Source organism: Kitasatospora sp. NPDC059673 (assembly GCF_042734215.1).
Lineage (GTDB): Bacteria > Actinomycetota > Actinomycetes > Streptomycetales > Streptomycetaceae > Kitasatospora.
The window spans coordinates 219,996-233,483 of the sequence record NZ_JBHWEN010000006.1; the positions used below are offsets into that span (position 1 = coordinate 219,996).

Sequence of the window (13,488 nt, forward strand, 5' to 3'; positions counted from 1 at the left end):
CCCGGGCCGCCGACTCCCGCCCGTGGAACGCCCGTTGCCCCACCGTCCGGCAGGAGGACCCCCATGAGCACGGCGACTGTGCGCACCGCGCCGCAGGCGTTGCGGCGGCTGAGTTTCACCTTCGCAGGGGACGGCTCGCACGCGGCCTGCCTGGCGTCCGGGGCCGACGACGGCTGGTACGTGGAGAGTTGGCGACTGCCGGAGCACGGCGAAGCGGTGCCGGTGGCACTGGCGCCGCCGGACGGGCGGGCGGAGAGCCTGCGCTCGCAGCTGGTCGCGCTGCCGGACGGGCGGGTGCTGGTGTGTCGGCACGACGGCGACCGGCACGCACTGGTGGTGCTGTCCGCCGAGGGGCCCGAACTCCCGCTTGCCGCAATGCGGTTGCCGGGTCTGCGGATGCTGGCGATGCCTGGTCCGGCCGGGGCGGCACACGCACCGGTCGCGGTGCTGCTCGGCACCGACCTCCGCCCGGCGACCACGGTGTGGCTGCTGGCGGCGGACGGTTCGGCGCCGCGCGAGGTGGCCGAGCTGCCCGGGCTGCACGGCGGCGGGGTGTGGCTGGACGCGGCCGGGCGGCTGCTGGCACTGGACCGGGTGGCCGACGGAATGGTCAAGACCGTCGTGCTGGATCTCGAACTCGGCACCGTCACACCCCTGTTGGAGCTGGGCGGGAGCAGCAACGACCGGCTGGTGCTGTTCGACCCGGCGACGGGTTTCGGGATGCTGCGCAGCGACGCGCCGGGCGTGGACCGGCTGGGCTGGGCGCTGATCGGTGGCGCCGAGCCGGTGCGCTTCCCCGACTGCCTGCACCGGCCGGGCCGCCTGCTGCGGCCGATCGCGCTCGCCCCGGACGGGCCGGGCACGGAGCCCCGGGTGGTGCTCCAGGTCGATCACGGCGCGGCGTCCTCGCTGGTGCTGTGGCAGCCGGGCAGCGGGCGGCTCGACGGCTTGGCGGTGCCGCCCGGGCGGCTCGGCGCGATCGGGCACTGGTCCCCGGCGGGCCTGCGGATGCCGTACTCGGCGCCGGACCGCCCGACCGCGCTCGCCACCCTGGACGTGGACGCGCTGCTGACCGGCCCTTCGCCGCTCTCCGGCTGGCGGCTGGACGGTTCGGCCGCGCGCGGCGACGGCGGCCGGTGGCAGTCGGCGCGGTGCCTGGAGCTGGCGGGTCCGGCCGGGCCGGTCGAGGCGGTGGTGTACGGCGGCGAGCAGTGGCTGTCCGCCCCGCACCTGGTGCTGGCGCTGCACGGCGGCCCGGCGGACGCCTGGCGGCTGGAGTTCGACCCGGCGCTCCAGCGGATGGCCGCACAGGGCCTGACCGTCCTCGCCCCGAACCAGCGCGGTTCGGTGGGCTACGGCGCGGAGTTCGCCATGGCGATCCGTGGCGCGTGGGGCGGCCCCGACCTGGACGACGTCCTGGCGCTGCTGGCGGGCGTGGCCGGGCAGCGGGCCGCGCTGGGCCTGGAACCGCCGGCCCTGTTCGGCGTCAGCTACGGCGCGTTCCTGGCGCTGCTGGCAGCGGCGCACGCCCCTGCGGGGACGGTGTCGCGGTGCGCGGTGGTGGCGCCGTTCCTGTCCGGCGCCCGCCTGCTCGCGGAGTCCTCGGCCCCCGTACGGGCGCTCACCACCCGGCTCGGCGGCGACCGGCCGATCGACGACGCCCGGGGCCCGCGCGACGTCCTGCACCTCGCACATCGGCTGCGCACCCCACTGCTGCTGGTGCACGGGGACCGCGACGAGGTGGTGCCGGTCGGTCAGTCCCGGCTGCTGCGGCACGAGTTGCTGCGCCTCGGCCGGACCGAGGGCGCCGACTTCCGCTACGTCGAGGCGGCGGGCGCGGGGCACGAGCTGCTCGCCGAGGAGGGTGCGGCCGTGCTGCACGAGCTGCTCGCGGGGTTCCTGCGCACCGGCAGACCCGCCTGACCTTTGCCTTCTTCAGAAGACTTCCCGCCGCGCGCGGGAGCCCGCCGGCCTGCCCGGCTGCGGCCCGGAGCGCAATCGGCGGGGCCGGAACCTGCAACGGGAAACCGCTTTCCGTTTGCAGTCCTCGGACACGCCCGTGCCCGAGGGAACCCATAGGGGAGGAAACACCATGGAGAACATCACCGCGTTCGAGACCGACCTCGCGGCCCTGCAGGAGCTGCCGGAGCTGGAGTCGGTCGAGCTGAGCGGCCACGGCGCCGGGTGCCAGTTCACCTGCCTGCTGCTGACCTGCCTGGTCTTCACCATCAGCTGACGTCGGGACGCCCGGCCGGGGTCGTGTCCGCCCTCCTTCGCGGGGGCGGGCACGGCCCCACCCGTCCGGTTCCCCTGCACCTGCCCGGAGTTGACTCGCGCGAGGCCGGCGGCCGGTCGCGCCGACGGTGTCGGTACCGCTGGAGGCGGCGACGGCACCGGCCCCGCCCGGGTCGGCAGGTGTGGTCCCGGCCACCGCGGTGGCGGGACGTCCGGGGGCCGGGCGATCGCCGGACCGGCAGCCCCGCTGGTGCTCGGTGCGGCCGCGCCGACACTGGTCCGGGGCGGCCGGTCCGGCGAAGCTGTTGCGCGAACTACCGTACGCGTCACGGCCATTGGCGTCGGCGGGGCGCGACGCACTCGACCGCCCGGCCACGGCGGGCACCCCGGGCCACATCGCATCCGCATCGCATCCGCATCGGAGAACCTCGGCACCGCCCCGGTCACGGTGCTGTGCATGCGTGGCAGCCCGCGACCTCGCGTCCGGGGGGGGCGCGCGCTCGGCAGTGCAGGGCGGGCGGGTGCCCGGACAGGACAAGACGCACCGCGATGCCGAACTGACAGACGCGGCACCGAAGATGGGATCCGACCGGGTGCGGAAGCGGCGCGGGGGCCCGGAGGGCGGGTCGTGGCGGTCGGCGGTGGTGCGGATCACGGGGCGCGACGCGCAGGGATTTGGGTAGGCTCCGGTTCGATTCGGCCGTTATCGTGGCCCCCGCGCGGGCCGACCACGAGGACGGCCTGTTTCCTGCTGTCCGGGTCCCGGGCACACCGGAGCGCTGCGGCGCACCGGTGCACCTTTCCGCAGAGACCGCTCATTCGCACGGAGAAAACTGACCAGATGTCCGAGTCCATCGACGACACCACCGAGCACGACCACCGCGCGCCCGGCGCCGACGAGACCGCCGACGGCGTAACTCACGGCCGGCACCGGGGCACCACCGCCAGCGACGACAGCGCCGACGCGGACCCGCACGGCCGCCACCGCCGCTGACGTTCTGGCCGCCGCGGGCCCGACGGCCCGCCGCACGACCACATCGCACCGCCGACGCCCCCGGCCCGTCACCGTCCTGACGAGCCGGGGGCGTCGGCCGTTCTCCCCCGACGCGAACCGTCAGACCGTCAGACCGTCAGACCGTGAGCACGGTCCGCAGGGCCTCGCCGCTGTGCATCTGCCGGATCGCCTCGTTGACCTCGGTGAGCGGCAGGCGGTGGGTGATCATTCCGGCCAGGTCGAGCCGGCCGGCCCGCCACAGGTCGATCGCCCGGTCCGCGGTGCGGCGGACGTCGCCGCCGCCGTACATGGACGGCAGCAGGCGCTTCTCGTTGAAGAACAGTTCGCCCAGGCTGAAGGAGACCCGGTCGTCCGCCGCGCCGGCGCCGATCACCACCACCGCGCCGCCGCGCCGGGCGGCGTCGTATCCGGCCCGAACGGTCTCGGAGCGGCCGACCGCCTCGAAGACGTGGTCGAAGCCTCCGCCGGGGACGCCGCGGGCGGCGGACTTGAGGTCCTCGGGGGCGATCGCCTCGGTGGCGCCGAAAGCGAGTGCCCGCTCGCGGCGGGAGGCCACCGGGTCGACCACGGTGATCCGGGCCGCGCCGCAGATCCGGGCGCCCTGGACGGCGGCGATGCCGACGCCGCCCGCGCCGATCACGGCGACGGCCGAACCGGGCTCCACCTCGGCGGTGTTGATGGCGGCGCCGAGTCCGGTGGTGACGCCGCAGCCGATCAGCGCGGCCAAATCGTACGGCAGGTCGGCGGGCACCGGCAGCAGGGCGTCCGCCGTGACCACCAGTTCCTCGGCGAAGCTGCCGGTGCTGTAGAAGCCGTACGCGTCGGTGTCGCCGCCGATCCGGAACGTCGGGGTGGAGAGCCGGCGGAGCGAGGCCACGCACAGGTGGCTCCGGCCGCCTCGGCAGGCGGGGCAGCTGCCGCAGGGCGGCATCCAGCACAGCACCACCCGGTCGCCGGCCGCGAGTCCGGTCACGCCCTCGCCGACCTCGACCACCTCGCCGGCGCCCTCGTGGCCCGGCACGAACGGCGCGGGCTGCGGCAGGACGCCGGACATCGCGGACAGGTCGGAGTGGCAGAGGCTGGCGGCGTGCAGCCGGACCCGGACCTTTCCGGGTCCGAAGCCGACCGCTTCGACGTCGTCGCGGACGTCCAGGGTGTCCTGTCCGGTCCTGTGCAGGATCGCTGCGCGCACGGGGGCTGCTCCCGATGGTGAGGGTCACCGCGCGGCGGGCGACGACCCGTCGGCGGCGAAGGGCGGGCAAGGGGGTGGAACACGTTCCACTGCGGGCCGCCCTCTGTATAGCGCATCGAGCTCACCGCCCGGCAGCCCACCCACGGCCACCGGCCGGCCCGCGAACGGACGTTCCTACCATCCAGTAGGGTCCTGGTCAGTCCCCCACCAGCCCGGCAGGAGCGCCCGATGACCGACCTCGACCCCGCCGCCCCGGCCACGCCCGAGCCGCAGGTGCTCGCCGCGTTCCGGGCCGCCACCGGCTTCATGCCCGAGGACGAGGGCCTGGCGCTGTACGCCGCCGCGCTGGACGCCGCCGGGCGAACCGGGCTGCCGGTGCTGGAGATCGGCACCTACTGCGGACGCTCGGCGATCCTGCTGGCCGACGCCGCCCGCCGCACCGGCACGGTCGCCCTCACCGTCGACCACCACCGCGGGTCCGAGGAGCAGCAGCCCGGCTGGGAGTACCACGACCCGACGCTGGTCGACCCGGAGGTCGGCCTGATGGACACCCTGCCGCGCTTCCGCCGCACCCTGCACGCGGCGGGCCTCGAACCGCACGTGGTGGCGCTGGTCGGCCGCTCCCCGCAGATCGCGGCGGTGTGGCAGGGCCGGCTGTCGCTGGTGTTCATCGACGGCGGGCACACCGACGAGCACGCCACCGGCGACTACCTGGGCTGGGTCCCGCACCTGGCCGAGGACGGCCTGCTGGTGGTGCACGACGTGTTCCCCGACCCGGCGGACGGCGGCCAGGCCCCGTACCGGGTGTACCTGCGGGCGCTGGACGAGGGCTTCGAGGAGGTGTCGGTGACGGGCTCGCTGCGGGTGCTGCGCCGCACCGCCGCCCCCGCCGCGTCCTGACCGGGTCGCCACTGCCGTCGGCAACTTTCCGGCCGTGACCGGGAACGATCACGGCCTCCGCGGCGTCGTCCTCACCACGACGCGTTGTGGGACCGCCGTGACCCGCCCCGCCGACGGCCGGTACGGTGTCGGGGCGGCGGACGACGGACGGCCGGTGCGGGGCACGGGTCGCTGCGGCGGGAAGCCATCGGCGGGCCAGTATGCGGGGGCGAGGACACGGCATGACGGAGCAGGGCAGGGCCGCGCGAGCGGTGTGGGACCCGACCGCGAACAACGGCGCGGGCGGCTGGGTCCGTCGGCCGATGGCGGCGGACCCGGCGGCCGCGGGTCCGCCCACCACGGCGATCCCGCTTCCGAAGTTCACGGACGGCCCCGTCACGCCCGCCGCCCCGGTCACCCCGGTCGCTCCGGTCGTCCCCCAGCCGCCGCAGCCCGACGCGCCGCGCACCGCCGCGGTCCCCGGCCCGGCGACGCCGCCGCCCGGCACCCAGCAGCCGGCCGCCCCTGCGCCGCCGAGCGCGCAGCAGCCCCCGGTGGCCCAGCAGCCGCCCGCCGCCCAGCAGCCGCCCGCCGCCCCGCAGGCTCCGCAGGACGGGCAGCAGACCTTCGGCGGGCAGCAGCAGTTCGACCAACCACCGTTCCCCCAGCAGCAGTTCGGCACCCCGCAGCCCCCGCAGCCCGGCCCGCAGGGCCAGACCTTCGGCGGGCAGCAGACCTTCGGCGGCCAGCCCGGCTTCGGTGAACAGCCCGGCTTCGGTGGGCAACAGAGCTTCGGCGGCCAGCAGTTCCCGTCCCAGCCGCCGCAGGGCCAGACCTTCGGCGGCCAGCAGCAGTTCGGGCAGCAGCAGTTCGACCAGCCCCCGCCGGGCCCGCAGCCCTCGTTCGGCGGGCAGCAGCAGTTCGGCACCCCGCAGCCCTCGTTCGGTGGGCAGCAGACCTTCGGCGGTCAGCCGGGCTTCGGCGGGCAGCAGCAGTTCGCGAACGGCCCGGGCGGGTACGGCGGTCAGGAGCCCGAGTTCGACTACGAGGACGACCCGCGGAGTCGGCGCACCCCGGTGCTGATCGGCGCGGCAGTGGCGCTGGTGCTGGTGATCGGCGTCGGTGTGGTGTGGGCGGTGAAGAACAGCGACAGCGGCACCTCGTCCCAGTCGAAGGGCGGCAACTCCGCCCCGGCCGCGGATCCGTCGCAGGGCGGCACGGGCGGCGGTGCCTCGCCGTCGGCCTCCGCGTCGAGCAGCGCCGGCCCGTCCCCGTCGGCCTCGGCCTCCGCCTCGGCCGGTCCGGACGCGGCGGCGGAGGCGAAGGCGCTGGACGCGCTGCTGACGAAGGGCGAGAACGCGAAGGCACCGATCGGCAACGCGGTGGCGAAGGTGCGCAGCTGCCCGCCGAAGGCGGAGATCGACAACGCCGCGAAGGTGTTCGACACGGGTGCCCAGCAGCGTGACCAACTGCTCGCCGAGCTCGCCCAGTTGCACACCGACAACCTGCCGGGCGGAGCCGAGGCGGCGGCGAAGCTGAAGGACGCCTGGCAGGCGTCCGGGGACATCGACCGGGCGTACGCGGCGTGGGCGCGCACCGTCTCCAGCCAGGGGTGCGCCAACAACACCGTGCCCAGCACGGCCGATCTGAGCCGCGCCAACGACCTCAACCCGCAGGCCACCCAGTCCAAGAAGGATTTCGTGGCGAAGTGGAAGCCGATCGCCGACACCTACGGTCTGACGGCGCGTACCTGGGACAGGATCTGAGGAACCATTGACCGGCCGCACCACCCCGCCCCCCGTCGAACCCGACCCGTTCTCCGACAGCTCCGAACCGCGCCCCGCGCGCTGGCGGCCGGCCGTGAAGCTGGCGAGCGTGGTGCTGCCGGTGTGTCTGATCGGCTGGCTGGGCTGGCAGGCGGTCGCGAACAGCTCGCGGGACGTCAGCGCGCACCCGACGTCCTCGCCGCACTTCGCGGAGGGTGACCGGGTGGACGGGGGCGCTCCGACGGGCTCCCCCGCCCCGGACGGCAGTGCGTCCACGGGCCCGGCCGCGCCGTCCTCGCCGTCCGCCGGTGCCCCGGACGCCGGGAAGGGCCCGCTGGCCGGGAAGACGGTGCTGCTCGACCCGGGCCACAACACCGCCAACGGCAAGCACACCACCGAGATCAACCGCCAGGTGGACATCGGCAACGGCCACAAGGAGTGCGACACCACCGGCACGTCCACCAACGCGGGCTACTCGGAGGCCGAGTTCACCCTGGACGTGGTGCACCGGGCCCGGCAGATCCTCCAGGACCGCGGCGCCACCGTGGTGCTCACCCAGGACGGTGACCGTCCGTGGGGTCCGTGCATCGACGAGCGGGCCCGGATCGGCAACGAGGCCAAGGCGGACGCCGCGGTCTCGGTCCACGCGGACGGCGCGCCGGCGTCCGGCAGCGGCTTCCACGTGATCATGCCCGCCAAGGTGGTGGCCGGCCCGGCCGACACCGCCGCGGTCGTCGATCCCTCGCACCGGCTGGGCGTGCTGCTGCGCGACACGTTCAAGGCCGGCACCGGGGAGCCGACGGCGAGCTACATCGGCCAGCAGGGCCTGGACACCCGCGGCGACCTGGGCGGACTCAACCTGTCGAAGGTCCCGAAGGTGTTCATCGAGTGTGGCAACATGCGCAACACCGGCGACGCGAAGCGGATGTCCGACCCGGAGTGGCGCCAGCGCGCCGCCCAGGCCGTCGCCGACGCTCTGACCAGCTATCTCACGGGGTGAGCCGCCGAACAGACCCACCGCTTCAACCCTGTCCTGTCCCCGTGCCGAGCGCCCTGCCGAGCTGTCCGGTTCGTGCCGGATCCGGAGGGCACTGTGCACACGGCGTCGCCTTGGCCCTAGGCTTTTGCCCCGTTGTACCGCTCCGGTACCACGGGGGCTCGGTCACCGCCCGCCGACCACGACTACACCAATGAGGGGAACGTCAGTGAATCTGCGCGCTCTCACCAGGGGAGACGCCGCCGTCGCCGGTGCGGCGGTACTGCTCCTGATTTCGTCCTTCCTGCCTTTCGTGACGATCGACTGCTCCGGCAAGCTCTGCCCGGACGTGTCCCGGAACGGCTGGTCCTCGGACCTGTTCCCGGTGCTGCCCTCGGTCGTGCTGACCGGCGTGATCGGCGCGGTGCTGATCCTGCTGTTCCGGCTCCAGAAGGAGGCCTGGGGCACCAAGCAGGTCGCCGGCCTGCGGCTGGACCAGTGGGGCACGGCGCTGGCCGTGGTCTCGTTCTGGGGCTGCCTGTGGACGATGTTCGGCGTCCCGAAGGGCTTCACCAACGGTGCGGGCGCCTACCTGTCGCTGTTCTCCACCCTGGTGCTGGCGGCCGCGGTGATCGCCGGTCCGCTGGTCCCGGCCCTCCAGGGCCCGCTGATGTCCGCCGCCGCGCCGGCCCAGACCGTGCCGCAGCCGTTCCCGCCGTACGGCGGCCAGCCCGGCGCCCCCGGCCAGGTCGGCCAGCCCGGTCAGCCCGGCGCGTACGGCTACCCGGGCGCGCAGCAGCAGCCGTTCCCCGGCCAGCCGCAGCCGCAGGCCGAGCAGCCGGTTCCGGCTCCCGCCCAGCAGTTCGGCGGCCAGCCGGCCGGCGGGTACGGCTACCCGGCGCCCGCACAGGCGGCCGCCCCGGCCCCGCAGCCGGCCTCGCAGCAGCCCACGGCGGTCCAGCCGGCCATCCAGGACCACGTTCCGCCGCAGGCCGCCGCCGCCCCGTTCGCCCCGTTCTGGTTCGCCGTCCCGGCGGTCCGTCAGCTGGGCAACAAGGACAACCCGGCGGCCCCGCCGGTCGGCGAGCTGGTCCCCGGTACCTGGTACCTGGCGGTCGACCAGCGCGGCGCGGCGCTCGTCGCCCAGCTGCCCGACGGCACCCACGGCGTCCTGAACGACACCGCGGGCATCCAGCGGGGCTGACGCCCGCTCAGCGGGGGCGTGCGCGGGAACGTGCACAACCCCTTGCACACCAAAAGGTCCGCCCGAGGAGGGAACTCCCCTCCCCGGGCGGACCTTTGGGTTTGTCGGATCAACAGCAGTCGCCGACGACCAGCCCCGGCGGCAGGTGCTCCCCGCCGAACACGCTGACCGTCGCGTGGTCGCCGCCGAGGGCCGCGACGGCGAGCAGCAGCGCGCCGGCGGTCCAGGTGGTGCGTTCCTCGGGCCAGATCGCGTCGTCCTCGAAGACGTAGCCGGTCCAGTAGGAGCCGTCCCGGTGGCGCAGGTGCTGGATCCAGCGGAGGATCTCGACGGCGCGGTCGGACTGTCCGGCGGCCCACAGCGCGAGCGCGAGTTCGGCGCTCTCGCCGCCGGTGACCCAGGGCCGGTCGCTGACGCAGCGGACGCCGAGGCCGGGGACGACGAACCGGTCCCAGTCGGCGGCGAGGCGGGCCGTCGCGTCCTCGCCGCGCAGCGCGGTGCCGAGGACGGGGTAGTACCAGTCCATCGAGTAGCGGTCCTTGTCGAGGAACCGCTCGGGGTGGCGGGCGATGGCGTGCTGGAGGCGGCCGGCGGCGAGTTCCCAGTCGGGCTGGGGCCGGTCGAGGTGGTCGGCGACGGCGAGTCCGCAGCGCAGCGCGTGCAGGATCGAGCAGGAGCCGGTGAGCAGCGCGTCGGTGGCGGCGGTGCCGTCCTCGTCCTGCCGCCAGGCGATCGCCCCGCCGGGAAGGCTGAGCCGGACGGTGTGGTCGAGGGCGCGGCTGACGGCGGGCCAGATGCGTTCCAGGAAGCGGTCGTCGCCGGTGGACAGGTGGTGGTGCCAGGCGCCGACGGCGATGTACGCGCAGAAGTTGGTCTCGCGGGCGCGGTCGGTGGCGGTGCCGTCGGCGATGCCGTCCTGCCCGTAGGCGTAGGCGGCGTACCAGGACCCGTCGGGGTTCTGCCGGTCGGCGAGCCACTGGTAGGCGGCTTCGGCGGCGGCGTGTTCGCCGGCGGTGTCGAGGGCCATCGCGGCCTCGGTGTGGTCCCAGGGGTCGAGGTGGCCGCCGTGGAACCAGGGGATCGCGCCGTCGCTCTGCTGCTGGGCGAGGATCGAGCGCACCGTGTCGGCGGCCTGGGCGGCGTCGAGGACGCCCTCCAGCAGCAGGGCCGCGGGGACGGCGGCCGTCACGCGCCGGTCCGGGGCTGGTGCGGCTTGCTGGCGTAGACGACGAAGGATTTGCCGAGCACCGGGTTGAGGGCCTTCTCGGCGGCCTTGGTGAGGGTGGAGATGACGGGGGTGCCGACGATGTCCCAGACCAGCAGCTGGTGGTAGGCGCGCACCGGCAGGGCCTTGTCGTTGTTGACGCCCATGGCGCACTTGATCCACCAGTACGGGGAGTGCAGGGCGTGCGCGTGGTGGTTGCCGTAGGGCTCCAGGCCGGCCTCGCGGACCTTCTCGATCAGTTCGTCGCCCTTGTAGATGCGGATGTGCCCGCCCTCGACCTCGTGGTACTCGTCGGACAGCGCCCAGCAGATCTTCTCCGGCAGGTAGCGGGGCACGGTGACGGCGAGCAGTCCGCCGGGCTTGAGGACGCGGACCATCTCGGCGAGCACGCCCTTGTCGTCGGGGATGTGCTCCATCACCTCGGAGATGATGATCCGGTCGAAGGTGTCGTCGTCGAACGGCAGGTTCAGCGCGTCGCCCTCCATGGCGGTGGCGCTGGCCCCTTCGGGTGCCTCGCCGGCCTGTTCCATGGCGGCGAACCACTTGCGGACCTCGGCGATCTCCTCGCCGTTCTGGTCCAGGGCGACCACGTTGGCGCCGCGCCGGTAGCACTCGAACGCGTGCCGGCCGCCGCCGCAGCCCAGGTCGAGCACCCGGTCTCCTGGGGCGAGCGGGAAGCGGGAGAAGTCGACGGTCAGCACTGCGGGGCTCCCATTCACGAGGGGTGGTACGGGTGTTGACGGCCTGGCGGATTTCTGGCGGGGTTTTCGGTCAGCCGACGTAGCGCCAGCCGGGCCCGGAGCGGGCGGCGGCGCCCGCACCGGTGGCGATGGCGGCCCGGTAGCGGTCGGCGGTGAGTTCGGCGGCCCGGGCCCAGGTGAACCGTTCCAGCACGCGGGCCCGTCCGGCCTCGCCGAGCCGGGCGCGCAGCGCGGGGTCGTCGAGCAGCCGGCCCAGCGCGGCGGCGAGCGCCCCGGCGTCGCCGGGCGGGACGGCCAGGCAGGTCTCGCCGTCGGGTCCGGCGACCTCGGGGATGGCGCCGCCGGTGGTGGCGACCAGCGGGGTGGCGGTGGCCATCGCCTCGGCGGCGGGCAGCGAGAAGCCCTCGTACAGCGACGGGACGCAGGCGGCCTCGGCGGAGCGGTACAGGTCGACGAGTTCGGCGTCGGTCAGGCCGGTGCGGAACTCGATGTGCTCCTCCAGGCCGAACCTGCGCACCGCCTCGGCGACCGGGCCGTCGTCCTTCTGCGGCTTGCCGACCACCACCAGGTGGGCCTCGCGTTCGGTGCGGACCTTGGCCAGCGCCTCGACCAGGTGCACCAGGCCCTTCAGCGGGACGTCGGCGCTGGAGGTGGTGACGATCCGGCCCGGCACCCGGGCTATGTCGCCGGACGGCGACCACAGCCGGGTGTCGGCGCCGATCGGGACGACCGAGATGGCGTGCGGGGCGGCGCCGAGGTGCTCGGCGATCTCGCCGCGGGAGCTCTCCGAGACGGTGATGACGTGCTCCAGCCGCCGCGCCACCCGCTGCTGCATCCGGGTGAAGGCGTACCAGCGGCGCTTGCCGAGCCGCTCCAGCCGGCCGGTGGCCGCGTCGATCTCCAACTGCCGGTCCACGGTGACCGGGTGATGGACCGTCGTGACCAGCGGGAAGCCGTGCCGGGCCAGGCCGAGCAGGCCGTAGCCGAGGGTCTGGTTGTCGTGCACCACGTCGTAGCGGCCCTTGTGCCGGGCCAGGTACTGGCGGGCGCGCAGCGAGAAGGTCAGCGGTTCGGGGAAGCCGCCGGTGCGCATCACCGCGAACTCCAGCAGGTCCACCGGGCCGCGGAACTCGCCGGCGGCGGGGGTGCGGAACGGGTCCTCGGCGCGGTACAGGTCGAGGCTGGGCAGTTCGACCAGCCGCACCGAGCCGGGGCCCTCGACCTCGTCGAGCACCGGGTACGGCTGGGCACCGATCACGTCGACGTGGTGGCCGAGCCGGGCGAGCTCCCGGGACAGGTGGCGCACGTACACGCCCTGGCCGCCGCAGAACGGGTCGCCGCGGTACGACAGCAGGGCGATCCGCAGCGACGGCGGCGGCAACGCGGTCATCCGGGGGCCCCTCTTCCCTACTCACCGGGACCGGCGACGGACGTGGCCGCCGACCGGTAAAGTAGATCACGTTTCACAGTGGTGCAGGCTCGCCGTCGGGGAAAGCGGACAACGAGAGACCTCGAAGATTACCGGGCCGTAGCTTGCCGTCAGGAGCCCCGGCAGGTGATTCACGCCACGCTGCGCAACCACCTGGCGCCACCCCGTCCTTCGATCCTCCGCCCCGGGAGTGAACGTGACCGCGAACGCCACCACCGACGGGACGCTGACGCCGCGCCAGGCCGAACGCCGCCGGGGCATCCTGCGGGCCGCCACCGCGCTGGCCGCCCGCGGCGGCTTCGAGGCGGTGCAGATGCGCGAGGTGGCGGAGAGCGCACAGGTCGCCCTGGGCACCCTGTACCGCTACTTCCCGTCCAAGGTGCACCTGCTGGTGGCGGTGATGCGCGAGCAGTTGGAGCGGCTGCACGACCAGGTGAGAAGGCGTCCGCCGACCGGCGCGGACCCGGCGGCCCGGGTCGCCGAGGCGCTCACCCAGGCCTTCCACGCACTCCAGCGCGAGCCCCGGCTGGCGGAGGCGATGGTGCGGGCACTGTCCTTCGCCGACCGCTCGGTGGGCAACGAGGTGGACGAGGTCGCCCAGGTCACCTCGGCGATCGTGCTGGAGGCCGCCCGCCTCCCCGACCCGCCGACCGCCGGCCAGCAGGCGGCGCTGCGGGTGATCGCCCACACCTGGCACGCCACCCTGCTGGCCTGGCTGTCGGGGCGCGCCTCGCTGGCCGAGGTCCGGGCCGACCTGCACACCGCCGCCCGGCTGCTCACGCTCGCCACGCCGGTCGCGGACGAGGACGAACTGCAACCGGTTCCACCACCTGCGAGGGGTGCCGCGCCGGTCGGCGGCTAAAGTC

Annotated in this window: 12 protein-coding genes; 8 read left to right on the plus strand and 4 right to left on the minus strand. The window is 74.7% G+C overall.

Annotated elements, in window-relative coordinates:
* Positions 1-63: 63 nt before the first annotated feature.
* From ACFV18_RS10315 to ACFV18_RS10325, 3 genes are all read left to right on the plus strand, one after another.
* Entirely contained in the window at positions 64-1,923 is a 1,860-nt protein-coding gene (locus tag ACFV18_RS10315; RefSeq protein WP_380481413.1) for an alpha/beta hydrolase family protein, read from the plus strand.
* A gap of 169 nt (positions 1,924-2,092) precedes the next feature.
* Positions 2,093-2,236, plus strand: coding sequence for a VenA family class IV lanthipeptide (locus ACFV18_RS10320; protein ID WP_380481415.1), 144 nt, complete (start codon positions 2,093-2,095; stop codon positions 2,234-2,236).
* An 840-nt stretch (positions 2,237-3,076) separates the two neighbouring features.
* Complete coding sequence (locus ACFV18_RS10325; protein ID WP_380481417.1) at positions 3,077-3,229, plus strand: hypothetical protein; 153 nt, start codon at positions 3,077-3,079, stop codon at positions 3,227-3,229.
* 136 nt (positions 3,230-3,365) lie between these two features.
* Here the strand turns inward: ACFV18_RS10325 and ACFV18_RS10330 are convergent, their stop codons facing one another.
* Positions 3,366-4,442 (minus strand): alcohol dehydrogenase catalytic domain-containing protein, encoded by a 1,077-nt coding sequence (locus tag ACFV18_RS10330; RefSeq protein ID WP_380481419.1) that lies wholly within the window; start codon positions 4,440-4,442, stop codon positions 3,366-3,368.
* A 228-nt stretch (positions 4,443-4,670) separates the two neighbouring features.
* Here ACFV18_RS10330 and ACFV18_RS10335 point away from each other — a divergent pair, with 228 nt between their 5' ends.
* The 4 genes from ACFV18_RS10335 (at position 4,671) to ACFV18_RS10350 (ending at position 9,267) form a co-directional block, all read left to right on the plus strand.
* The gene (locus tag ACFV18_RS10335) at positions 4,671-5,342 is read left to right on the plus strand and encodes a class I SAM-dependent methyltransferase (RefSeq protein WP_380481420.1); all 672 of its coding nucleotides are present in this window, start codon (positions 4,671-4,673) and stop codon (positions 5,340-5,342) included.
* A 221-nt stretch (positions 5,343-5,563) separates the two neighbouring features.
* Positions 5,564-7,087 carry a hypothetical protein gene (locus ACFV18_RS10340; RefSeq protein WP_380481421.1) on the plus strand — a complete coding sequence of 508 codons (1,524 nt, stop codon included), beginning with the start codon at positions 5,564-5,566 and terminating at the stop codon, positions 7,085-7,087.
* A 7-nt stretch (positions 7,088-7,094) separates the two neighbouring features.
* Positions 7,095-8,087 (plus strand): N-acetylmuramoyl-L-alanine amidase, encoded by a 993-nt coding sequence (locus tag ACFV18_RS10345; RefSeq protein WP_380481423.1) that lies wholly within the window; start codon positions 7,095-7,097, stop codon positions 8,085-8,087.
* Between the two features lie 205 nt (positions 8,088-8,292).
* Positions 8,293-9,267, plus strand: coding sequence for a hypothetical protein (locus ACFV18_RS10350; protein ID WP_380481425.1), 975 nt, complete (start codon positions 8,293-8,295; stop codon positions 9,265-9,267).
* Positions 9,268-9,376: 109 nt separating this feature from the next.
* Here ACFV18_RS10350 and ACFV18_RS10355 read toward each other — a convergent pair whose 3' ends face one another.
* From ACFV18_RS10355 to ACFV18_RS10365, 3 genes are all read right to left on the minus strand, one after another.
* Positions 9,377-10,456 carry a prenyltransferase gene (locus tag ACFV18_RS10355; RefSeq protein WP_380481427.1) on the minus strand — a complete coding sequence of 360 codons (1,080 nt, stop codon included), beginning with the start codon at positions 10,454-10,456 and terminating at the stop codon, positions 9,377-9,379.
* Positions 10,453-11,193 (minus strand): class I SAM-dependent methyltransferase, encoded by a 741-nt coding sequence (locus ACFV18_RS10360; RefSeq protein WP_380481429.1) that lies wholly within the window; start codon positions 11,191-11,193, stop codon positions 10,453-10,455. The genes ACFV18_RS10355 and ACFV18_RS10360 overlap by 4 nt, the downstream gene beginning before the upstream one ends.
* A 70-nt stretch (positions 11,194-11,263) precedes the next feature.
* Positions 11,264-12,583 carry a glycosyltransferase family 4 protein gene (locus ACFV18_RS10365; protein ID WP_380481430.1) on the minus strand — a complete coding sequence of 440 codons (1,320 nt, stop codon included), beginning with the start codon at positions 12,581-12,583 and terminating at the stop codon, positions 11,264-11,266.
* A 235-nt stretch (positions 12,584-12,818) separates the two neighbouring features.
* Between ACFV18_RS10365 and ACFV18_RS10370 the strand changes: the two genes are divergently transcribed.
* Positions 12,819-13,484 carry a TetR family transcriptional regulator gene (locus ACFV18_RS10370; protein ID WP_380481432.1) on the plus strand — a complete coding sequence of 222 codons (666 nt, stop codon included), beginning with the start codon at positions 12,819-12,821 and terminating at the stop codon, positions 13,482-13,484.
* Positions 13,485-13,488: the final 4 nt, after the last annotated feature.